The 21,705-nt window shown below is 64.8% G+C and carries 17 protein-coding genes; 13 read left to right on the top strand and 4 right to left on the bottom strand.

The annotated features are described in order from the left end of the window. Positions 1 to 34 precede the first annotated feature (34 nt). From B0G62_RS16560 to mhpT, 5 genes are all read left to right on the top strand, one after another. On the top strand, positions 35 to 862 hold the full coding sequence (locus B0G62_RS16560) for a p-hydroxycinnamoyl CoA hydratase/lyase (protein WP_103705300.1): 828 nt from the start codon (positions 35 to 37) through the stop codon (positions 860 to 862). Between the two features lie 25 nt (positions 863 to 887). Further along, positions 888 to 2,339: an aldehyde dehydrogenase gene (locus tag B0G62_RS16555; protein WP_103705299.1), complete on the top strand. Its 1,452-nt coding sequence runs from the start codon at positions 888 to 890 to the stop codon at positions 2,337 to 2,339. An 82-nt stretch (positions 2,340 to 2,421) separates the two neighbouring features. Then, positions 2,422 to 4,326 carry a feruloyl-CoA synthase gene (locus B0G62_RS16550; protein ID WP_103705298.1) on the top strand — a complete coding sequence of 635 codons (1,905 nt, stop codon included), beginning with the start codon at positions 2,422 to 2,424 and terminating at the stop codon, positions 4,324 to 4,326. Positions 4,327 to 4,338: 12 nt separating this feature from the next. Further along, a complete protein-coding gene (locus B0G62_RS16545; protein WP_103705297.1) occupies positions 4,339 to 6,144 on the top strand; it encodes an acyl-CoA dehydrogenase family protein in 1,806 nt (601 codons plus the stop codon). A gap of 64 nt (positions 6,145 to 6,208) precedes the next feature. Next, on the top strand, positions 6,209 to 7,438 hold the full coding sequence (mhpT, locus tag B0G62_RS16540) for a 3-(3-hydroxy-phenyl)propionate transporter MhpT (protein WP_244193276.1): 1,230 nt from the start codon (positions 6,209 to 6,211) through the stop codon (positions 7,436 to 7,438). Positions 7,439 to 7,447: 9 nt separating this feature from the next. Here mhpT and B0G62_RS16535 read toward each other — a convergent pair whose 3' ends face one another. The 3 genes from B0G62_RS16535 to B0G62_RS16525 form a co-directional block, all read right to left on the bottom strand. Continuing rightward, complete coding sequence (locus B0G62_RS16535; RefSeq protein ID WP_103705295.1) at positions 7,448 to 8,422, bottom strand: PDR/VanB family oxidoreductase; 975 nt, start codon at positions 8,420 to 8,422, stop codon at positions 7,448 to 7,450. Between the two features lie 55 nt (positions 8,423 to 8,477). Further along, complete coding sequence (locus B0G62_RS16530) at positions 8,478 to 9,524, bottom strand: aromatic ring-hydroxylating dioxygenase subunit alpha (protein ID WP_103705294.1); 1,047 nt, start codon at positions 9,522 to 9,524, stop codon at positions 8,478 to 8,480. Positions 9,525 to 9,620: 96 nt separating this feature from the next. After that, entirely contained in the window at positions 9,621 to 10,391 is a 771-nt protein-coding gene (locus B0G62_RS16525) for a GntR family transcriptional regulator (protein WP_103705293.1), read from the bottom strand. A gap of 286 nt (positions 10,392 to 10,677) precedes the next feature. On the opposite strand from B0G62_RS16525, the gene B0G62_RS16520 reads away from it, so the two are divergent. The 8 genes from B0G62_RS16520 (at position 10,678) to B0G62_RS16485 (ending at position 20,329) form a co-directional block, all read left to right on the top strand. Next, the gene (locus B0G62_RS16520; RefSeq protein WP_244193275.1) at positions 10,678 to 11,931 is read left to right on the top strand and encodes an MFS transporter; all 1,254 of its coding nucleotides are present in this window, start codon (positions 10,678 to 10,680) and stop codon (positions 11,929 to 11,931) included. 118 nt (positions 11,932 to 12,049) lie between these two features. Continuing rightward, positions 12,050 to 13,162 carry a porin gene (locus tag B0G62_RS16515; RefSeq protein ID WP_227473076.1) on the top strand — a complete coding sequence of 371 codons (1,113 nt, stop codon included), beginning with the start codon at positions 12,050 to 12,052 and terminating at the stop codon, positions 13,160 to 13,162. A 696-nt stretch (positions 13,163 to 13,858) separates the two neighbouring features. After that, positions 13,859 to 14,914 (top strand): zinc-dependent alcohol dehydrogenase family protein, encoded by a 1,056-nt coding sequence (locus B0G62_RS16510; RefSeq protein WP_103705292.1) that lies wholly within the window; start codon positions 13,859 to 13,861, stop codon positions 14,912 to 14,914. A gap of 32 nt (positions 14,915 to 14,946) precedes the next feature. After that, positions 14,947 to 15,852, top strand: a complete 906-nt coding sequence (locus B0G62_RS16505) for an aldose 1-epimerase (protein WP_103705291.1) — start codon at positions 14,947 to 14,949, stop codon at positions 15,850 to 15,852. Further along, positions 15,849 to 16,634 (top strand): FadR/GntR family transcriptional regulator, encoded by a 786-nt coding sequence (locus B0G62_RS16500; RefSeq protein ID WP_103705290.1) that lies wholly within the window; start codon positions 15,849 to 15,851, stop codon positions 16,632 to 16,634. Before B0G62_RS16505 ends, B0G62_RS16500 begins: the two co-directional genes overlap by 4 nt. A 102-nt stretch (positions 16,635 to 16,736) precedes the next feature. After that, the gene (locus B0G62_RS16495) at positions 16,737 to 17,741 is read left to right on the top strand and encodes a substrate-binding domain-containing protein (RefSeq protein WP_167401289.1); all 1,005 of its coding nucleotides are present in this window, start codon (positions 16,737 to 16,739) and stop codon (positions 17,739 to 17,741) included. 48 nt (positions 17,742 to 17,789) lie between these two features. After that, positions 17,790 to 19,346 carry a sugar ABC transporter ATP-binding protein gene (locus B0G62_RS16490; protein ID WP_103705288.1) on the top strand — a complete coding sequence of 519 codons (1,557 nt, stop codon included), beginning with the start codon at positions 17,790 to 17,792 and terminating at the stop codon, positions 19,344 to 19,346. Between the two features lie 2 nt (positions 19,347 to 19,348). Beyond that, positions 19,349 to 20,329, top strand: a complete 981-nt coding sequence (locus B0G62_RS16485; protein WP_103705287.1) for an ABC transporter permease — start codon at positions 19,349 to 19,351, stop codon at positions 20,327 to 20,329. A 173-nt stretch (positions 20,330 to 20,502) separates the two neighbouring features. Here B0G62_RS16485 and B0G62_RS16480 read toward each other — a convergent pair whose 3' ends face one another. Further along, positions 20,503 to 21,678 (bottom strand): porin, encoded by a 1,176-nt coding sequence (locus B0G62_RS16480; RefSeq protein ID WP_103705286.1) that lies wholly within the window; start codon positions 21,676 to 21,678, stop codon positions 20,503 to 20,505. Positions 21,679 to 21,705 lie beyond the last annotated feature (27 nt).

Genomic DNA, 21,705 nt, shown 5'->3' with positions numbered 1-21,705 from the left:
GCCGCGAGTGCGGCAACGTTCACGGAGATAGACAATGAGTTATGAAGGTCGCTGGAAAACGGTCAAGGTTGCGGTGGAAGGCGGCATTGCCTGGGTGACGCTCAACCGCCCGGAAAAGCGCAATGCCATGAGCCCGACGCTCAACAAGGAGATGATCGACGTGCTCGAAACCCTGGAGCTCGATGCCGAGGCCCAGGTGCTCGTGCTGACCGGCGAAGGTTCGGCCTGGACGGCCGGCATGGACCTGAAGGAATATTTCCGCGAAGTCGACGCTGGCCCCGACGTGCTTCAGGAGCGCATTCGCCGCGATGCCAGCCGCTGGCAATGGCAACTGCTGCGCATGTATTCGAAGCCGACCATCGCGATGGTCAACGGCTGGTGCTTCGGCGGCGGTTTCTCGCCGCTGGTGGCATGCGATCTCGCGATTTGCGCCGACGAAGCGACGTTCGGCCTTTCGGAAATCAACTGGGGTATTCCGCCGGGCAACCTCGTAAGCAAGGCGATGGCGGACACGGTCGGCCATCGCGAGGCGCTCTACTACATCATGACTGGCGACACGTTCACGGGCCCGCAGGCCGCGAAGATGGGCCTCGTCAACAAGAGTGTGCCGCTTGCGCAGTTGCGTGAGGAAACGCTGGCGCTGGCTGCCAGGTTGCTCAACAAGAACCCGGTCGTACTGCGCAACGCCAAGCATGGCTTCAAGCGTTCGCGGGAACTCACGTGGGAGCAGAACGAGGACTATCTTTACGCCAAGCTCGATCAGGCCAATCATCGCGATCCTGAAGGCGGCCGCGAAAAGGGTCTCAAGCAGTTCCTCGACGACAAGAGCATCAAGCCGGGCCTGCAGGCATACAAGCGCTGAGTGAGCGTACAGAGGAGACAACGACATGCATGAAACCCGCCTCCTGATCGGCAGCGCGGCGCGAGCCGCGTCGACCGGCAAGACCTTCGAGCGCATCGATCCGGCCACGGGCGAGGTCGCCACGCGCGCCGCCGCCGCCTCGCTGGACGATGCCGATGCGGCCGTCGCCGCCGCAGCCCGCGCGTTTCCCGCATGGGCCGCGCTGACGCCCACGGAGCGCCGCAAGCGCCTGCTGGCCGCGGCCGACCGCATGGATGCGCGCACGCCGGACTTTATCGCGATCGGCGCCGCCGAAACGGGCGCGATGGCCAACTGGTACGGCTTCAACGTCATGCTCGCGGCCAACATGCTGCGCGAGGCGGCGGCGATGACCACGCAGATCGACGGCGCGGTGATTCCTTCGGATATCCCGGGCAGTCTTGCGATGGCCGTGCGCCAGCCTTGCGGTGTCGTAGTCGGCATGGCGCCCTGGAACGCGCCCGTGATTCTCGCGATGCGTGCGCTCGCCATGCCGCTCGCTTGCGGCAATACGGTGGTGCTCAAGGCATCGGAAGGTTGTCCGGGCGTGCATGCGCTGATCGGCGAAGTACTCAGCGAGGCGGGCCTGGGCGGGGGCGTCGTCAACGTGCTCACGCACGCACCCGAAGACGCGCCCGCCATCGTCGAGCGCCTGATCGCGAATCCGGCTGTCAAGCGCGTGAACTTCACGGGCTCGACGCGCGTGGGCCGCATCGTCGCCGAGCTTTCCGCGCGGCATCTGAAGCCCGCGCTGCTCGAACTGGGCGGCAAGGCACCGGTACTCGTGCTCGACGATGCCGATCTCGACGCGGCGGTGGAGGGCATCGCGTTCGGCGCGTTCTTCAATCAAGGGCAGATCTGCATGTCGACGGAGCGCGTGATCGTCGATCGAAAGATTGCCGATGCATTCGTCGACAAGCTCGTTGCAAAGGCGCGCACCCTCAAGGCCGGCGACCCCACGCAGCCGGGTTCGGTGCTGGGCACGCTGGAGAGCGAAGCCGCCGCGCGGCGCGTTCGCGCGCTCGTGGAGGATGCGCGGGAGAAAGACGCGAAGCTGCCGCTAGGCTGCGAGGTGAATGGCGCGATCATGCAGCCCGTGATCGTGGAAAACGTCACGCGCGAAATGAAGCTCTATGCCGACGAATCGTTCGGCCCGGTCGTGACGGTGCAGCGCGTGGATTGCGACGAAGAAGCGATAAGCATTGCCAACGATAGTGAGTACGGCCTTTCGGCGGCCGTGTTCAGCCGCGATATCGCGCGCGCGATGAACGTGGCGAAGCGCATCGAGTCGGGCATCTGCCACATCAACGGGCCGACCGTGCATGACGAGGCGCAAATGCCGTTCGGCGGCGTGAAGGCAAGCGGTTACGGTCGCTTCGGCAGCAAGGCGTCGATTGCCGAATTCACCGACCTGCGCTGGATCACCGTGCAGACCGGCCCGCGTCATTATCCGATCTGAGCGCGCGCGCCCATCACAACATGAACCATCGGGCCGGCTGAGGCAACCCAAGCCCGGCACCGGTCATCACAGGAGACAGGCTTTGGATTCGGAGCCGACCCCAACGCATGCCCGCGCCGGCGTGCCGCCGGCCTTCGCCGGTTATCGCACTGTCGCCATCGGCTCGGCCGCGCCGCACATCGAACGGCGTGGCGACTGCTGGTATCTGCGCTCCAGCGAGCCGCTCGGTGCTTTTCCCGAGCGCATCACCGACCGGCTCGTGAGCGGTGCGCGCGCTCACCCGGATCGCTGGCTCGTGGCGCGCCGCGACGCCGACGGGCAATGGCAGGGCATCAGCTACGCGCAGATGCTCGAATGCGCGCGCTCGATCGGGCAGGCCCTGATCGAGCGTGGCTTATCGGCGCAGCGCCCCGTTGCGCTGCTTTCGGGCAACGGCCTCGAACATCTGCAAATGGCCCTCGGCGCGCTCTGGGCCGGTGTGCCCTATGCGCCCATTTCGCCCGCCTATTCGCTCGTGTCGAGCGACTACAGCAAGCTGCGGCACACGCTGAGCGTGCTCGATCCGGGACTGGTGTTCGCCGCCGAAGGGCCGGCTTTTGCGGCGGCGCTCGATGCCGCCGTGCCCGATCATGTCGAGCGCGTGGTCGTGACGCCGTCCGGCAGCGCGCGGCGCGAAACCGCGTTTTCGGCGCTGCTCGAAACGCAGGCGGGCAGCATCGAAGCCGCGCAGGCGCGCGTGAATGGCGACACGATCGCGAAGTTCCTGTTCACATCGGGCTCGACGCGCCTGCCCAAGGCCGTGCCGACGACACACCGCATGCTGTGCAGCAATCAGCAGATGCTGCTGCAAACCTTCCCGCAGTTCGGCATCGAGCCGCCGGTGCTGGTGGACTGGTTGCCCTGGAATCACACCTTCGGCGGCAGCCATAACGTGGGCATCGCGCTCTACAACGGCGGTACGCTCTATATCGACGACGGCAAGCCTGTTGCGGGTCGCTTCGAAGAGACGCTGCGCAATCTGCGCGAAATCGCGCCGACGCTCTATTTCAATGTACCCAAGGGCTGGGAAGAACTCACGGCCGCGCTCGAAACCGATGCGGTGCTGCGCGAGCGGTTTTTCTCGCGCGTGAAGATGTACTTCTTCGCGGGTGCGGGTCTCTCGCAAGCAGCGTGGGACCGGCTCGAACGCGTGACCGAGGCGCACTGCGGCGAGCGCATTCGCATCATGGCCGGCCTTGGCATGACCGAGACGGCGCCGTCCTGCCTCTTCACCACCGGGCCGGTGATGGGCTCGGGCTATATCGGACTGCCCGCGCCGGGTTGCGAGACGCGGCTCGTGCCCGTGGACGGCAAGCTCGAGGCGCGCTTTCGCGGACCCAACGTGATGAGCGGCTACTGGCGCGCGAGCGCAACCGACAGTCACGACGTTTTCGACGAGGAAGGCTATTACCGCACCGGCGACGCCGTGCGGTTCGTCGATCCGCAGCGCCCCGAACTGGGCCTGCTATTCGACGGACGCATCGCGGAGGACTTCAAGCTCAGCTCGGGAACGTTCGTGAGCGTGGGGCCGATGCGGACGCGCATCGTTTCGGACGGCGCGCCATATGTGCAGGACGCCGTGATTGCAGGCATCGACCGCGACGACATCGGCGTGCTGATCTTTCCGCGGCTCGATGAATGCCGCCGGCTTGCCGGGCTCGATGCCGGCGTCAGCGCTCGCGATGTGGTGGATGCGCCCGCCGTGCGCGCCTTTTTCGCCGCGTTGATGGAACGCCTCAATCGCGAGGCGACCGGCAGTGCGACATCGATCACGCGCCTGTATGTGATGGACGTGCCGCCTTCGCTCGATCTAGGCGAGATCACGGACAAAGGGTCGATCAACCAGCGTGTCGTGCTGGGGCAGCGTGCCGCGCTGGTCGAAGCGCTATACGACGCACAGCTTGCCAATCCGCGCGTGATCCTCGCGCAGTATCTGCAACGGGCTTGAGGGGCGGTTACGATGAGTCTCGATTATCGGGTCCCGCTGCGCGACATGCGCTTCGTGATCGACGAATGGATTGGCGCGCCCGCCTGGTGGCGCAGCGTCCCGGTCTGGGAGGACCTGGACAGCGCCATGGCGCAGCAGGTGCTGGAAGAAGCGGCGCGTTTCGTCGTGGAACGGATCGCGCCGCTGAATGCGGCCGGCGATCTGGAAGGGTGCCGTTTCGAGGGCGGCGAGGTCACGATGCCGGCCGGTTTTCGCGAGGCCTACGCGGACTTCGTGGCGGCGGGTTGGCCCACGCTCGCGCTCGACACCGACGCGGGCGGCCAGGGCTTGCCGCAACTGCTCGAAGTCGCGCTTCAGGAGATGCTCGCGGCGGCCAATCACGCCTGGCTGATGTCGCCCGGCCTCACCCACGGCGCGACGGCGTGTCTGATGGCGCACGGCTCGGACGCACTCCAGCGCGACTGGTTGCCGAAAGTGGCGAGCGGCGAATGGCTCACGACGATGTGCCTGAGCGAGCCGCAGGCGGGCAGCGACCTCTCGCTGCTGCGCGCCCGCGCGATGCCCGAGCCGGAGCGCGACGCCTGGCGAATTCAAGGTAGCAAGATTTTCATCAGCGGCGGCGATCACGACCTGACCGACAACATCGTCCATCTCGTGCTCGCGCGGCTACCCCATTCACCGGCGGGCACCAGGGGTTTGTCGCTCTTCGTGGTGCCGAAGTGGATCGCCGGCGCCAACGGCGAGCGCGTGCGCAACGGCGTGCACTGCGAGGGCATCGAGAAGAAGATGGGCCTCAAGGCAAGCCCGACCTGCTCCATGCATTTCGAAAACGCGCTGGGCTGGCTGGTGGGCGAACCGCATCGCGGGCTCGCTTCGATGTTCGTGATGATGAACGCAGCGCGCCTGCAGGTGGCGATGCAGGGTGTAGGCCACGCGCAAGTGGCCTGGCAGCGCGCTCACGCTTACGCTCATGAACGCGCGCAAATGCGCGCCGTGAGCGCGCCCGCGAACTACGAGGGCGAGCCGGGGCAGGCCGCCCCGATTGCGTTCCATCCGGCCATGCGGCGCATCCTGCTCGATCTGCGCGCGACGGTGGAGGGTGAGCGGGCCATCGGCTACTGGATCGGCTATTGGCTCGACGTGGCCGCGCGGCACCCCGAGGCACAGGAGCGCCAGGCGGCGGGGCAGCTCGCCTCGCTGCTCACGCCGATCGCCAAGGCGTTCTTCACCGCCAATGGCTTCACGGCGGCCTCGAATGCATTGCAGGTGTTCGGCGGATACGGCTACATCCACGAATACGGTGTCGAGCAGACCGTGCGTGACAGCCGCGTGGCGATGCTCTACGAAGGCACGAATGAAATCCAGGGCATCGACCTGCTCGTGCGCAAGGTGCTCGGCGACGGCGGCGAGGCGCTGCGTGGGTTGCTCGCGCATGTGAATGGCGAGGCCACGTGCTGCGCGGCTTCTGGCGACGCGGTGCTGCACGACGTGGGCGCGCGTCTCCAGGCGCTGGTCGCCGAGGTGCAGCGCGTCACGGGTGAAATCGAGCGCGGCAGCATGGGCGATCGTGAACTGCCTTATCGCGTGGCCGACGACTATCTCGCGCTGCTGGGCTGGCTTCTGCTGGCTTTCGCGTGGGCGCGCACGTTGCGCATCGTGCTCGACGCAGCCGCCAACGATCCGTTTTACGCCGAAAAGCGTAGCACGGCGCAGTATTTCTTCGCTTACCCGCTTGCGGCATTCGATCATCGGCTGAGCCTGATCGAAGCGGGCTGTCGCGCGCCGCTGCCTCATGCGCAACACGCCTTCAGTGATTAGTTATCCAAACTAGTTACAGAGCGGTGAAAGGCTGCGCCAAGCCATTACAAAACCAGGAGACAACGTGTCGTCATCGACTACGCAAGTGAGCACGCGCACGGCGGCGGGCACCGCATGGGTATTGGGGTTATGCCTGATCGTGGCGGTGCTGGAGGGGATCGATCTGCAATCGACGGGGGTGGCCGCGCCGCGCATGGCGCGCGAGTTTGGCCTTTCGGTGAGCCAGATGGGGCTTGCGTTCAGCGCGGGCATGCTCGGGCTGTTGCCCGGCGCGATGCTCGGCGGCCGTCTCGCCGACCGCATGGGCCGCAAGCGCGTGCTGCTGCTTTCCATGGTGGCGTTCGGCGTGTTTTCGCTGCTGACCGCGCATGTGTGGAGTTTCTCCACGTTGCTGGTGGCGCGGTTCCTGACGGGGCTCGGCCTCGGCGGCGCCATGCCCAACGTGATCGCGCTTTCCGCCGAGGCTGTGGCGCCCAGGCTGCGCAATACGGCGGTCAGCATCATGTATTGCGGCATGCCGCTGGGTGGTGCGCTGGCGGCGCTGATCGGCGTGCTCAACGCGGGCGATACCGAATGGCGTCATATCTTTTATGCGGGCGGCGTGGGGCCGCTCGTCGTCGCGCCGCTGATCCTTGCCTGCCTGCCGGAATCCGCCGCGTACGAGGCAGCGGCCAGCCGGGCGCAGTCCACCCAGGGCGGACCGCCGCCCACCTTGCGCGTGCTGTTCGGCGACGGGCGCGCGGCCGTGACGGCGCAAATCTGGATCAGCTTCTTCTGCACGCTGATCGTGCTGTATTTCCTGCTCAACTGGCTGCCTTCGCTGATCGTGAGCCGTGGCCTCACGCGCAGCCAGGCCGGCATTACGCAAATCTTCTTCAACGTGGGCAGCGTGATCGGCGTGCTCGCCATCGGCATGCTGATGGATCGCCTGCGCCCTGTGCGCGTCGTCGCGGCGGTCTATGCGGGCATTGCGGTTTCGCTCTTCATGCTGGCCGGCGCGGGGAACCTGTTCTGGATCTCCGTTTCGGTGCTGCTGGCGGGCATGGGCGTGGTGGGCGCTCAGTCCATGCTCTATGCGCTTTCGGCCGCGAGCTACGCCACCGTCATGCGCGGTACCGGCGTGGGCGCGGCGGTCGCGGCGGGCCGCGTCGGCTCGATCGTCGGTCCGCTGGCCGCCGGGCAGTTGCTGGCAGGCGGCGCTAGTGCGACGACCGTCATTGGCGCGAGCGTGCCGGTGACGCTGGTGGCGGCGCTCGCGGCGCTGCTGGCGGTGCGCCGCGAGCAGGCGTCCTGACGCGTCGTATCAGAGGTCGAGCACGAGCATCGGCGTGCGCGCGCGCGAGCAGCACGGCAGCAACTGGTCGTTGGCGGCGCGTTCCTCGTCGGTCAGGTAGAGGTCGCGATGGTCGGGTTCGCCGGCCAGCACACGCGTCAGGCAGGTGCCGCACACGCCTTGCTCGCACGATACGGGCACCTCGATGCCGCCCGCACGGAGCGCCTCGACGATCGTCGTGCCTGCGGGGACGTCGATCACGCGCTGGCAACTGGCGAGCGTGACCTGGAAGGCGCCGTTTGCAGCCGTATTCGCAGCCGTATTCGCATCCGCGTTCGCTGGCGGCTGCGCAGCGCTGAAGTACTCGCGATGCACGTTCTGCGCGGGCCAGCCGGTACGCGCCGCGGCGGCGAGGACCGCGTCGATGAAGCCCGCCGGGCCGCATACGTAGACGTGGGCGCCGTCGCGCGGCTGCGCGAGCACGCGCTCCAGGTCGATGCGCGCCGCGGGACCTTCGCTGTCGAAGTAGAAATGCGTGCGCTCCGCAAAGCCCGGCTCGGCAAGGCGCTCGCGGAAGGCGGCGCGCTCGGGTTCCCGCGCGCAGTAGTGCAGCTCGAACGGGCGGCCGGCTTCGTTTAACTGTTCGGCCATCGCCATGAGCGGTGTGATGCCGATGCCGCCGGCGAGCAGGATGGTGTGCTGCGCATCTTCGTCAAGCGGAAAATGATTTTTCGGTGTACTGATTTCCAGGCTCGTGCCGGCGGAAAGCGCGTGCATTGCGGTCGAGCCGCCGCGCGACGCCGGATCGCGCAATACGCCGATGCGGTAAGCAGCGCCGTCGGACGGCCGGTTGCAAAGCGAATACTGGCGCACGAAGCCGCCGACGTGGACGTCGATATGCGCGCCCGCCGCGAACGCGGGCAACGGCGAGCCGTCGCCGTTGGCGAGTTCGAATACGCAGATGTCGGTGGCAACGGCAAGCTTACGGGTGAGGGTGACTTTCATGATGCGTGCGGTCAGGAGAAGGAAGAAGGCCGCGCACTCGCGCGCGGCCCGGCTATCAGACGGCCTCGGTCGTGGCGCGGTGCTCTTCGGCGATCAGCCGGTCGAGCACGCGGCGCGACTGCACGCCGCCCGCATCGATGTTGAGTTTCAGAATGGGCCGCTCGGGCCATGTGAGCAGGTTGCGCTGCTGCGATTCGAGCATGTCGAGATCCTCGGAGAATATCTTGCCCTGGCCCGTGCGGATCGTTTCGGTGAGCGCTTCGTCGTGCACGGCGAAGCTGCGCGCCATGCCCCAGAAGTACCAGATCGACGTTTCGGTTTCGGGCGTGATGAAGTCCACCACGATGCTCGCGGCCTTGTCGCCAGGGGCGGCGTCGTAGCCGCCTTTACCCGCGTGCGCGACGCCCACTTCGATCATCACGTGGCTGGGCGGCGAGAAGTGGCAGATCTGCCAGCGGTCGCAAGGCACATCGTCGGCGAGGCCGTTGCCGCGCAGCGCCGCCGCCCAGAACGGCGGCGGCATGATGTTGTGCATGAAGCGGCTGGTCGTGACCACATCGCCGTTGACCGTGGTCTTGGGCGGGGCTTCCTCGATTTCAGGTTGGCCGATGCTCGATGCGTGCACGTAGGTTTCGTGCGTGAGATCCATGAGGTTATCGACCATCAGGCGGTAGTCGCACTGAATGTGATAAAGGCCGCCGCCGTAAGCCCACGCGGGATTTTCGGCCCATTCGAGGTGGTGGATTTTCGAGGGATCCGCCTGCGCGGCATCGCCAGGCCACACCCAGATGAAGCCGTAGCGCTCCACGGCAGGGTAGCTGCGCACGGACGGAATACCGCCCACGCGCTGGCACGGCATGCTCACGCATTTGCCGTTCGCGCCCACCGTGAGGCCGTGATAGCCGCACACCAGATGGCCTTCGCGCACGCTGCCGAGCGAGAGCGGCGCGCCACGGTGCGGGCAGAAGTCTTCGAGCGCGGCGACGTTGCCTTCGGCCGTGCGCCAGAACACCATGCGCTCGCCACAAATCTGCCGCCCGAGCGGCTTGCCCTCGATTTCATCGGGGGTGCACGCGACATACCATGCGTTTTTCAGGAACATGCGTCTCCTCCATGGCGTGTAGCCACGCCTTTGGTTTCAGTATCAGTGGGGGGCGGCAAGCGTGCCGCCGGTGGTTTCAAGCCGGGGTTCGCGCCTTCAGCGCGGATTGCGGCGGATCAGGTTGGCGCCAAGCAGCTTCGTCATGGCGCGCTGGTTGTCGAGCACACGGCGCAGGTTCTGGTGCGCGATGTGCGAATGCTCGCGCATCAGCGCTTCCGCACGCGCGCCTTCGCGGCTTTCGATGGCTTCGAGCACGGCGCGGTGCTGGGCCTGCGCGACGATCAGCGTTTCGCGCGCGCGCGGGTCGAGCGATTGCACGACCACGAATGCGCTGGCCGAGGCGAACGGCAGCGTGGCGACTTTTTCGATCTGACGCGCAACTATTTCGCTATCCGAAGCGATGGCCATCAGGCGATGAAAGCGCCCATTCGCCTCGACATAGCGCGAGAACGTTTCCTCGGTCAACTCGCCCACGAGCAGTTCATCGATCTCGTCGATGCAGTCGTGCAGGTCACGGAACATCGAATGGGTGATGCCGCGCTCGGCCGCGAGGCGCGCAGCCAATCCTTCGAGCGTGCCGCGCAGTTCGATCGAGTCGCGTATTTCGCTTTCCGAAAACGAGCGCACGGCATAGCCACCGCTCGGGATGGGTTCCAGCAGTCCTTCTTCCTGCAGGCGAATGAGCGCCGCGCGTACCGGTGTGCGCGAGACGCCGAGGCGTTCGACCACGCCGAGTTCGGAAATGCGTTCGCCGGGAGAGATGTCGCCGCCGAGTATGAGTTCGCGCAGTCCGAGTTGTGCCTTGACGGTCTGCGAGGCGGCGGAGCCGGCGCGTGTGCTGGCGGGGGTGTCGTCGATGCCGTTCATGCCTAAGGGAACCGTAGAAAACGTAAGTGGGGCGAGTGCGGGGAGCATCCCTGCGCATCAGGCTTTGTTGTGTACTGATTGTATACATGAGCTTCGGATTTTCAACCGATAGCTCGATGATTTACGGGTAAACGTGGAAAAGTAAGGCGTAAGTAAAGATAAATTGTGTACAACCTGGGTGTTTTTTTGATTGACATCAATGATGGGCGTTTTTACGATCTCACTCGAAGTTCGATAAACGAAACAGCGTTCGCAATGCGAACACATAACAATCAAGGAGACTACCGTGTCGAGGCCTACCCCCACGCACGATCTGAAAAACGAACGCAGGACGCTGGTCCTGCTCGCCATCGGCTTTGGTCTGGTCGGACTCGACCGGTGGATGATCGCGCCGCTTTTTCCCCACATGATGAAGGACCTGGGCCTTGGCTATCAGCAGCTTGGCTCGCTGATCGGCATTCTCAGCATCGCCTGGGGCGTGTTCTCGATCGTGATGGGGCGTCTGTCCGACCGCATTGGCCGGCGCAAGATCATGATTGCGGCAATGGTGATGTTCTCGCTGCTCTCCAGCTTCTCGGGTTTCGCCACCGGTTTCGCGAGCCTGCTGCTGATCCGGGCGCTGATGGGCATTGCGGAGGGCGCATTCACGCCGACGAGCGTTGCCGCGGTGGGCGAGGCTTCGCACCCGTCGCGCCGTGGCCGCAATCAGGGTTTGCAGCTCAGCATGTTTGCGCTGATGGGCCTCGGCCTTGCGCCCATCATCGCGACGCAACTGCTGCGCGTCGTGCCCTCGTGGCACTGGGTATTCGCGGTTTCGGCGGTTCCCGGTCTGATCGTGGCGCTGCTGATTGCCACCTTGCTGCGCGACGCACCGCGAGCCGCGCCGGCGGCCGGTGCGCAGGCTTCGGCCAGCCCGCGCTGGAGCGAGCTTTTCGGCAGCCGTAATGTCCTGCTGGCCATGCTGGCGACATTCTGCGCCATGGCCGGCATCTTCGTGATCGGCGCGATGGTGCCGAATTATCTGGTCGACTACCTTCACCTCGACACTTCGCAAATGGGCTTTGTCGTGTCGGCGATCGGCTTCGGCGGCTTTCTCGGCGAGTTCGGCCTTGCCAGTCTTTCCGACTATGCGGGGCGGCGTCTGACTTCGGTTCTCGCATTCACGGGCGCCGCACTTTCGCTCTATGTCTTCGCCCGTATCGGCGCGAACCCGTGGACGCTCTTCATCGTGTTGTTCGTCGTGTCGTTCTTTGCGCTGGGCATGCTGGGCGTCCTCACCGGGCCAATCGCAACCGAAGCGGCGCCGGCGGGTCTGGTCGCCTCGGCCATCGGCATCACGTCCGGTGCGGGTGAGATTTTCGGCGGCGGCGTGGCGCCGGCCATCGCGGGATATATCGCACAGCACAACGGCATTCAGTTCACGCTGCAGTTCGCGCTCGGCGGCCTGATCTGCGGCATCTTCGTTTCGATGTTCCTCATTGAAACCGCACCGCGCGTGGTGGCGCGGCGCTCGGCGGTGGGCGCACTGCAATCGGACTGAAACATTGCCGCGACGGCGCGTTCTGACGCCGTCACACCGCCGGGAAGCGTTGAAGTTATTTCAATTAATAAGGTATCCGTAGTAATCGGATGGCGATAAAGGTAAAGGAGACGTCAATATGAAAAGCCTCGCACTGTGGTGCACGGTGATATCGACAATGGCTTGCGTGCAGGCGCACGCGGAAGGCGGCCCGGCGGGTGACAGCGTGACGCTGTACGGCATGGTCGACGCGGGCGTGTCGTGGGTCAGCAACGAAGGCGGTCACTCGAACCTCAAGTTCGACGACGGCATTTTTACCCCCAACCTGCTCGGCATTCGCGGCAGCGAAGACCTGGGCGGGGGGCTGCGTGCCGTGTTCGACCTGGTCGACCAGTTCTCGATGGCGACCGGCGCGATCGTGTCGGGACAAGGGATCTTTGGCCGCAATGCCTACGTCGGACTTGCCAGCGACCAGTACGGCAAGCTGACGATGGGCAACCAGTACGACTTCATGACCGATTCGCTGTTCTTCGGCCACGACGATGCGGCGATGGAAGTCGGCGGTCTCTATGACTTCCGTGCGGGGCCATTCGCGAAGATCGGGATCCCGGGCAATCCGCCGTTCGCGCAGCAATTCGACTGGGACCGTATGGCCGGCGCGACGGTCGAGAACTCGGTCAAATATCAGTCGCCCTCGATGGGAGGCTTCAGCTTTGGCGGCCTGTACGGCTTTGGCGGCATTCCCGGCGCATTCGGACGCGGCAACACCGTGAGCGCCGGCGCGAATTACGCCAACGGGCCGTTTGGCATGGGGGCAGCGTATACGGAAGTCAAATATGTCGAGGACGGCGAACCCGACGTCAATATCCGCAACTGGGGCGTGGGGGCGCACTACGACTTCGGCAAGGTCATGGCGACGCTGTTGGTCACGACCGTGCGCAACACCTCGAACGGCGGTGCGATCGCGCAGGGCGAGGTGGGCGCGAACTGGCTGCTGGCACCGGACTGGGCGATTGCCGCCGACTATATGTACATGAAGGGCAACGGCTACCTCGGCAACAATCATGCTCACCAGATGACGGCGATCGTCGATCACTTCCTGTCCAAGCGAACCGTCGTCTATGCGGAAACCGTTTATCAGCGTACGAACGCGGGCGCGCAGGCGCTCATCAGCGGTGTGCTCGATCCCAATGGAACGTCAGGCGGCCCGAACCAGTTGATCGCGCGTGTCGGAGTGCAGACGCGCTTCTGAGCGAAACAGCTGTTGAAGTTCGTAGTTGCTGCTAATGACGTCCCTTCCAGCGCTAATCGTGTCCGTCAATTCCGCTAACGCAACGTAAGCGCGTCCACCGTACCGTCTCGACGGTCTGACCAGAAGTTGCCGGAGTAGTCCCCACCACATCGAGTAGTGGGGACTACTTTGACGACAGAAACGCCGAAAAATCGGGCCGCAACGCACCTGCGCCGAGCCGGCCCATGTGCTGGTCTCCAGGTTCGCAGACCACGTGCCGCGCTACCGGCAGTCGGTCATTGCCGTGCTCTGGGCGCCGTTTAGCGCCCGAAAAAGACTTTGTAGACTTATAGCCATGCCATGAGAAGCATGGCTTGTCAGGTAAGCGATAGGGCGCGGCGGCACTTGCGTCGCCAGCCAATACGCTGCCTCATGCCTCAACGACGAATCGGCTCGAAGCCGCCGTGACGCTGTGATGGGCGCGTCGGCGTTCCCATGCACTCGCGAAGCCGGCATCCACTGCCAGCCTGTCCCACTTCCTCCCGCTAATTTCCTCCAGCTAATGCTATCCCGAGCGGGTAAACCACGAACAAGACATCATATGACTTTCTGACTTTATGAATTAGACTGGCTCCCAATGAGAAGTCAGTTGCGGCCGCCGGCACAGGTGTAGTGCCTCGCCACCGCATCATCGAAACGAGACAGGAGACGACGCGAATGCATACGATGTTGGCCGCTTATCTGCCCGGAAACGATACGGTTGAAATGCGCCAGGTTCCGGTACCGACGCCAGGCATCGGGCAGGTCCTGATCAGGATGCGGGCGTCGGGCATTTGCGGCAGCGATGTTCATTACATCTACCACGGGCATCGGGGCACGGCTTCGCACCCCGAACCGCTCTATCAGGGCGTGGTCAATGGTCATGAGCCGTGCGGGCAGATCGTCGCCGTCGGCGACGGATGCCGCCATTTCCGGCCGGACGATCGCGTGCTCGTGTATCACATTTCAGGCTGCGGCTTCTGCGCGAACTGCCGCCGCGGCTATCAGATCTCGTGCACGGGGCGGCAGAAGGCCGCCTACGGCTGGCAGCGCGACGGCGGCCACGCCGAGTTTCTGGTGGCGGAAGAACGCGACCTGATCGCGCTGCCCGACAGCCTCACTTACGAGGACGGCGCATTCATCTCCTGCGGCATCGGCACGGCCTACGAGGGCGTCACCCGCGCGGACGTATCGGGCAGCGATTCGGTACTGGTAGTGGGCCTGGGGCCGATCGGGATGGCAGCGGCCATGATCGCAAAGGGGCGCGGCGCGAAGCGCATCATCGGCGTGGATACGCAGCCCGCACGGCTCGACGCCATGCGGGCGCTGGGGCTGGCCGACTATCTGATCCCGGCAAGTCCCGACGCGCTGGAGCAAATCCGCGAACTCACCCGCGGCGGCGCCGATGTGGCGCTCGACTGCTCGGGCAACGCCGCGGGCCGCTTGCTGGCGCTGCAAGGCTCGGGCGACTGGGGCCGTGTTGTCTATCTAGGCGAAACCGGGCATGTCCAGTTCGAGGTCAGCGCCGATCTGATGCACCGTCAACGCCGTATTTTCGGCTCGTGGGTCACCAGCCTCGCGAACATGGAAAAGTGCTGCCACGATCTCGAGGACTGGAAACTGAAGCCGCATACGATGATCTCGCACCGTTTCCCGCTAGAACGCGCGGACGAGGCCTACGCGCTGATGGCCAGCGGGCGCTGCGGCAAGGTCGTCATCACATTCGACGTATGACCGTCAGCGAGTCTATTGCGAGCACAAAACCCATGGCGCTGATCGACCTTCACACAGAGCACCTGGACGCCACGGTATCGACGCTCGGCGGCACCCTGCTGCGCCTTGATGCCCGTCGTGGCGGGGAACGCCTGCCGCTGCTGCGGCCCGCGCCGCTTGACGCGACGATACCGGCGCTGCGCTCGGCCTGTTTTCCGCTCGTGCCGTTCGGCAACCGCGTGCGCGGCAATCGCTTCGCCTGCGAAGGGCGCCCGTACGCACTCGAGCCCAACCAGCTTTGGGACGAGCATTACCTGCACGGCGACGGCTGGCTCGGTCGCTGGAGTCTCGCGCAAAGCGATGCCAGATCGGCCACGCTCGTCTACGAACACCCCGCCGACGCGGCGACGCCGTACGCGTACCGCGCCACGCAGCACTTCGCGCTGAGCGGCGACACGATGACGATGACGCTCGCGGTCACGAATCTCGGTGCACCGTTGCCGTTCGGCCTGGGTTGGCATCCTTATTTCGTGCTTGAGCCGGACACGCGCCTGCAGGCGCCTGCCACATCGTACTGGACCGAACGCGAGCACTATCTGCCCGGAGACGAAGCGCCCGTACCCGAGGCGCTCGACTTCCGCGCGGGGGCGCCCTTGCCGCGCCGCTGGGTGAACAATGGCTTCGCCGGCTGGGACGGCGCGGCGCGCATCGTTTGGCCGGGCCGCGATCTCGCGCTCTCAATCGAAGCGCCGGGCGCCGGTTACTACTTCGTGTTCGTGAGCGACACCGGGTTCGATCCGCACTATCATCACGACTATTTCTGCTTCGAACCGATGACGCACGCGGCGGACAGCCATGCATCGCCCGACCCGCGCGGCCTCGTCACGCTGGCCACCGGCGCGGACATGGCGTTGACGATGCGTCTTACGGTATCGAATCTAGCCGGAGCGTGCAGATGAGTACAGACACCAACGCGGCACCGCCCGCACGCGACAGCGCCATGCCGCGCACGACGCTTAGCGAGCGTGTCGCTGCGAAGCTCGGTCAGTTGATCGTTGACGGCGTACATGCGCCGGGCAGCTTGCTGCCTACCGAGCCCATGCTCGAAAAACAGTTCGACGTGAGCCGGGTCACGATTCGCGATGCGGTCAAGCTGCTCGCGAACTGCGGGCTCGTCAAGGTGCGTCACGGCTCGGGCATGACGGTTCAGCCGCCGGAAAACTGGCAGTACCTCGATCCGCTCGTGCTGTTCGCCCACGTGAATTCGCCGCGTAGCCAGAAAATGCTCAACGAGATTCTGGAGGTGCAGCACTTCGCGGAAGCCGAACTGGCCGCGCTCGCGGCGCAACGGCGCACCGAGGCGAGTCTTGCGCGCATGACGGAACTCGTCGAGCAAATGCAAACGCATATCGGGAACCACGCGCGCTACACCGCGCTCGACCTCGAATTCCATGAAGCGATTGCCCAGGCGGCCTCCAACGATCTGTTGCGCAATATGCTCGCGCCGATTCACCGGGTCGTGCGCGACGGCTACATGCTGACGACCGAGCTGGTGGGCGCGCCCGCGCGATCGCTGGAAGGACACGCCAGGATTCTGCGCGCCATCGAGCAGCGCGATCCGAAGGCGGCCCGGGAAGCCATGAACGAGCACCTCGATCTTTTCCGGGAACACATCGACATGCGTTTCGGCGCAACCGGCGGCACGCAGCAGCTACGTCACGAGGCATCCACGCCTTCCTGATTCGCGGCACCCGCGCAGCGAAATCCGTTGCGCAAGCGAGCGGCATCCAGTCGATTCCGCTCCTTTAAAATTAATAAGGACTGCAATTCAAAGGAGACGAAAGTGAGCGTATTAACCTGGCGAAACCTGACCCGGATCGGACGCGCGGGCGCTGCGGCCTGCATCGCGCTGCTCGGCATTCTGAATAGTATTTCGTATGCCGAAGCAAAGGACGTTTCGGTCGGCGTGCTTTATCTCGACTCGCAAGGCTATTACGCCGGCGTGCGCAGCGGCATCCAGCAGGCGGCCGCCCAGAGCGGTGTGAGCGCACGAGTGCTCGACAGCAACTCGGGCGGCGACCTTTCGAGGGAAAGCTCGTTCATCGACTCGATGATCGCGAGCAAGGTCTCGGCCATCGTCGTTTCCGCCACTTCGGTCGATGGCTCCGTGCGCGCGATCCGGGCGGCGTCGCGCGCGGGGATTCCCGTCGTTTGCTACAACACCTGCATCAACCAGCGCGGTGTCGATCAATACGTGTATGCGTACGTCGTGGGCGATGCCTACGCGTTCGGCCAGAAGCTCGGCGAGTCCGCCGCTGACTACCTGCTCAAGGCCGGCGTGACGCATCCGCGCATTGGCATCCTGAACTGCGAGTTCCTTGAGGTTTGCACGCAGCGGCGCAAGGGCTTCGAAGAGGCGCTCAAGCGCCGCATCCCGGATGCACAGATCGTCGCCAACCAGGAAGGGACCATTCTCGACAAGGCAATTTCCACCGCGCAAGCCATGTTGGCGGCGCAACCCGGCATCAACGTGCTGGTCGGCGAATCCGGCGGCGCGACGCTTGGCGCCACCAAGGCCGTCGAGAAGTCCGGGCGCGCCGGTTCGGTGGTCGTGTTCGGTTGTGACATGACGGCGGACATTGCGAACGAACTGGCGTCAGGCACGGTGCTCAAGGGCATTGTCGACGTGTCCGGCGTCGAGGTCGGCAAGCTCGCCTTCGCACAGGCGATGGACGCGGCGCAGGGCAAGAAGCTCACGTCGAAGATCGTGCCGGCCACGATCACCGCCTACACGAGTCCCTCCGCCGCGAACGCATGGCGCAAGGCGCACGCCGACGGCCTGCCCTGATTTCGCGATGCGGTACCCATCGTTTCGTTCGAGACCGGAGACGTTTTCGTGAACACAGTATCATCCGATTCCGGCGCCGCTGCCGAGGCGGCTGTCGACGCAGTTGCGGAAATTCGCAACGCCGTAAAGCGATATGGCGGCGTGCTGGCGCTGGACCACGTCGATTTTTCGATTCAGGCCGGCGAAGTCCGCGCGCTGCTCGGCAAGAACGGCGCCGGCAAATCAACGCTGATCCGTCTGCTGACCGGCGCGGAATGCCCCGATGCCGGCGAGGTTCTCCTGTGCGGCAACCGCGTGCCGGACAACCCCGATACGCGTGCGCGACACGCCGCCGGCGTCGGCGTGCGAGTCGTCTATCAGGAGTTGAGCCTCGTGCCCGACATGAGCATCGAGGAGAACCTTTACCTCGGCGCATGGCCGCGAAAAAGTCTGGCGCTTGACTATCAGGCCATGCGTGCAGGCGCGAGGGCCGCTCTTGCACATCTCGGCCTTGATAACCTCGATCCGCGCCAAACGGTAGCCAGTCTGACCGCAGCCGAGCGCCAGCTGGTCGAAATCGCGCGCGCGCTGATGGGGCAGCCGCGCCTCGTCATTCTCGATGAACCCACGAGTTCGCTTACCGACCGCGAGGCGCGCCGCGTGCTCGACGCAGTCAGGAAGATGAGCGCAAACGGCATCGCTGTGATCTACGTGAGCCACCGGATGAAAGAGATCCGCGAAATCGCGCAGACCGCAACAGTCATGCGCGACGGACGCGCCTCGCCCACGCACCGCCTGGCCGACATGAGCGACGCCGATATTGTCGAACTGATGCTCGGCCACGGGCAGGCGATCGTGCAGGAAACGCTGCGCTCGCATGTGCTCGACGAGATCGCGCTGTCCGTCAGCGGCCTGTGCGCGCCGCCAAAACTCGCCGGTGTCGAACTGACGCTCAAGCGCGGTGAAGTGCTCGGCCTGGCGGGACTACTTGGCTCGGGACGAAGCGAACTCGTGCGCGCGATCGCGGGACTCGATCCGGTGAGCAGCGGCGAACTCGTTTTCCGCGGCGAGCGCTACACGCGCTGGAACTACCGTCAACTGCTCGCGCGCGGCCTGGGCTTTACGCCGGAAAGCCGCAAGGAACAGGGCATCTTCGCTCAACTGGGCGTTGACGAGAACATCGTGCTGACGGCGTTGCGCAAGGTCTCGCGCGGCCGCATGTTATCGGCCGCGCACGCCCACGATGCGGCCGCGGCCGTGATCCGCCGCATGGGCATCAAGGCCAGCACGCCCGCAATACCGATCAGCACGCTTTCCGGCGGCAATCAGCAAAAGGCGGTGATTGGCCGCTGGGTTCACGCGCAGGCACAGATCCTCTTGCTGGACGAACCCACACGCGGCGTGGATGTCGATGCGAAGCAGCAGATCTACGCGATCATGCGGGCGCTCGCGGCCGAAGGTAACAGCGTGATTTTCGTATCGAGCGAGCTTGAAGAGCTACCGCTCGTGTGCGACCGCGTGGCCGTCATCCGGGACGGACGCATCGCCGAGGAGCTTGCCGCTCCCGCCATCACCACGCAGGCGCTGATGTCCGCCTGCCTGTTCGAAACATCAACAGGAGATTGACGATGAACCTGTCAGCTGTGAGCGCCACGCAAGCGCGCCCGAATTTTCGTTTCAACCAGCATTTGAACGAGATCGGCCTGCTCGGCGTGATCGTGCTGCTCTATATCGTTTTCGGCGTGATGGCGAACGGCTTTTTCTCATTTGAAAACCAGATGAACATCCTGCGGGATGCCTCCACCATCGGCATTGCCGCCTGGGGTGCGACGATGATCATCATTGCCGGCGAGATCGATGTCAGCGTGGGGCCGATGGTCGCGTTCATTTCCGTGATTTTCGCGTATCTGCTGCGCTTTCATGTGCCGCTCGCGGCGGCGACCGGCCTCGCGCTGATTCTCGGCGCGGCGCTCGGTGCGGTTGCAGGCGCGCTGCGCGCGCTTTTTAACGTGCCTTCGTTCATTGCCACGCTGGGGCTGTGGAGCGCGTTGCGCGGGCTCGCGCTCTTCATGAGCAATGCGCTGCCCATCACTTTCGACGAAAGCGATTTTCTCGACCGGCTCGGCGACAACGTGCTTGGTGTGCCTTGCTCGGCGCTCGTGATGCTGGTGCTGTTCTTCGTATTCCTGTTCGTGAGCCGCAAAACGGCCTATGGGCGCTCGACTTTTGCGATCGGCGGCAACGCCCATGCCGCCGCTCTATGCGGCATCGACGTGAAGCGCATCCGCATGGCCCTCTTCGCAGTCGCGGGCATTCTTGCCGGCATCTCGGGCATCCTGTTGACCGCGCGGCTCGGCTCGGGCAACGCGGGCGCGGCCTCCGGTCTGGAATTCGACGTGATCGCCGCTGTCGTGGTGGGCGGCACGTCGCTCTCGGGCGGCCGCGGATCGATGACGGGAACCCTGCTCGGTGTGCTCGTGATCACGCTGATCGGCAACGGGCTCGTGCTGATGGGCGTGAATCCGTTCTTCCAGCAGGTCGTGCGCGGGTTCATCATCGTGGTTGCGGTGTTGATGAACATTGGCCTCAGCAAGCGGGGCAGCCGCTAATCCGGCGTGCAAGGGGCGTTGCCGGGCCGCACACGTTGCTTTCGCGGTGGCGTCCGGTGCGTCCGGTGCGTGCGCGCGCCTGCGCCCCGGTCCGCAGGCAGGGCGCCCGTGCCCTGGGCACAACCCGTGCGATTGCCGATCGCCCAGATGCGTCAGGGAGCGGGCGACCACGATCAGAATCGCTGGCGGATGCCGGCGGTCACGACCGTCTGCACGGAGCCCGTCGAAGGCGTCGAGCCGATGATCGCCGCCACGGCCGGGCGGCCGGTGGAGTCGGTCCCTGCCGCGTGCTGATAAACGCCGATCAAATAGAGGTCCGTGCGTTTGGAGAGCGCGTAGGTGGCGCCGAGATCGACCGTGTGATAGATCGCGCTGCCGTTACCCACACCCGTGCCGTTCGTGTAGTCGTACGAAACAGCGAGCATTAGCGCGGGCGTCACCTGATAGCGGACGTTCAATTCGGCGCTGTTGAACGCGGCATGGCCCGTATAGGCGCCTTCGTTCGGGCTAAGCCCCGCAACCGTTACCGAGCCGAGGTTCGCGAACCGCGTGTTGGAATAAACGGTGGAGACGGTCGCGTTGCCCAGCACATACTGGGCGCCCGCGGCTACGATGTGCTCGGAGCCAGCCGACGCATAGCCGCTGATGATCGGATTGGCGATGTTGCTCGCGGTGGTGCTGTCGTTGGCTTTGTCGCCCCAGAACGAAAAGTTCGGCCGGTTCACGTACAGATAGCCCGCAGCAAGCGTGAGGGGGCCATTCGCGTATCCGCCGCCTACCGACCAGATCTGGTTGCGCGAGACGCTGCCTGGCTGGCCGCCGAAGCTGTAAAACGCGCCAAAGCTCAGACCGTTCCACGTCGGGCTCTGATATTTGACGGCATTGTTGATGCGGTTCGAGTTGTTCAGGTTGTCGAGGTCGGCAGGGTGGGTACCGTAACCGGCGCCGGACGCGGCCCACGTCGAACCGGCGACGAGCGGATAGACATAATCGGCCTGCGACGAATACTGCCGCCCCAGCGTTGCCGTGCCATAGGTCTGGCTCGACAGCCCCACGAATGCTTGCCGCCCGAACTCGGTGCCGTTCTGCCCCATCGTGCCATTGGCCGGATTGAAGCCGGCTTCGAGCGTGAAGATCGCGCTCAGGCCGTTGCCCAGATCCTCGCTGCCGCGCAGCCCCCATCGCGACGCAGACTCGTTGCCGCCCGTCAGCGCGATCTGGCTGCTGCCTTTCGAGTTCGACGTGTAGGTGAACCCGGCGTCAACCACGCCATATAACGTGACGCTGTTTTGCGCGTGAGCGAGACCGCACGCGGCAAACGAGGCCGTGACAAGAATAGTCTTTTTCATCGACGATCATCCTTTTTTACATTATTA

It is taken from the genome of Paraburkholderia eburnea (genome assembly GCF_002917095.1).
In the GTDB taxonomy this organism is placed as follows: Bacteria; Pseudomonadota; Gammaproteobacteria; order Burkholderiales; family Burkholderiaceae; genus Paraburkholderia; species Paraburkholderia eburnea.
Note: the sequence above shows the minus strand (reverse complement) of the source record. Positions and strands in the feature narration are given on the sequence as shown.

Excerpts from the sequence above, each read along its gene's own strand:
- B0G62_RS16530 (WP_103705294.1), bottom strand. The coding sequence starts at position 9,524 with ATGTTCCTGAAAAACGCATGGTATGTCGCGTGCACCCCCGATGAAATC.
- B0G62_RS16560 (WP_103705300.1), top strand. The coding sequence starts at position 35 with ATGAGTTATGAAGGTCGCTGGAAAACGGTCAAGGTTGCGGTGGAAGGC.
- B0G62_RS16535 (WP_103705295.1), bottom strand. The coding sequence starts at position 8,422 with ATGAAAGTCACCCTCACCCGTAAGCTTGCCGTTGCCACCGACATCTGC.
- B0G62_RS16525 (WP_103705293.1), bottom strand. The coding sequence starts at position 10,391 with ATGAACGGCATCGACGACACCCCCGCCAGCACACGCGCCGGCTCCGCC.
- B0G62_RS16480 (WP_103705286.1), bottom strand. The coding sequence starts at position 21,678 with ATGAAAAAGACTATTCTTGTCACGGCCTCGTTTGCCGCGTGCGGTCTC.
- B0G62_RS16500 (WP_103705290.1), top strand. The coding sequence starts at position 15,849 with ATGAGTACAGACACCAACGCGGCACCGCCCGCACGCGACAGCGCCATG.
- B0G62_RS16485 (WP_103705287.1), top strand. The coding sequence starts at position 19,349 with ATGAACCTGTCAGCTGTGAGCGCCACGCAAGCGCGCCCGAATTTTCGT.
- B0G62_RS16515 (WP_227473076.1), top strand. The coding sequence starts at position 12,050 with ATGAAAAGCCTCGCACTGTGGTGCACGGTGATATCGACAATGGCTTGC.
- B0G62_RS16545 (WP_103705297.1), top strand. The coding sequence starts at position 4,339 with ATGAGTCTCGATTATCGGGTCCCGCTGCGCGACATGCGCTTCGTGATC.
- B0G62_RS16555 (WP_103705299.1), top strand. The coding sequence starts at position 888 with ATGCATGAAACCCGCCTCCTGATCGGCAGCGCGGCGCGAGCCGCGTCG.
- B0G62_RS16505 (WP_103705291.1), top strand. The coding sequence starts at position 14,947 with ATGGCGCTGATCGACCTTCACACAGAGCACCTGGACGCCACGGTATCG.
- B0G62_RS16510 (WP_103705292.1), top strand. The coding sequence starts at position 13,859 with ATGCATACGATGTTGGCCGCTTATCTGCCCGGAAACGATACGGTTGAA.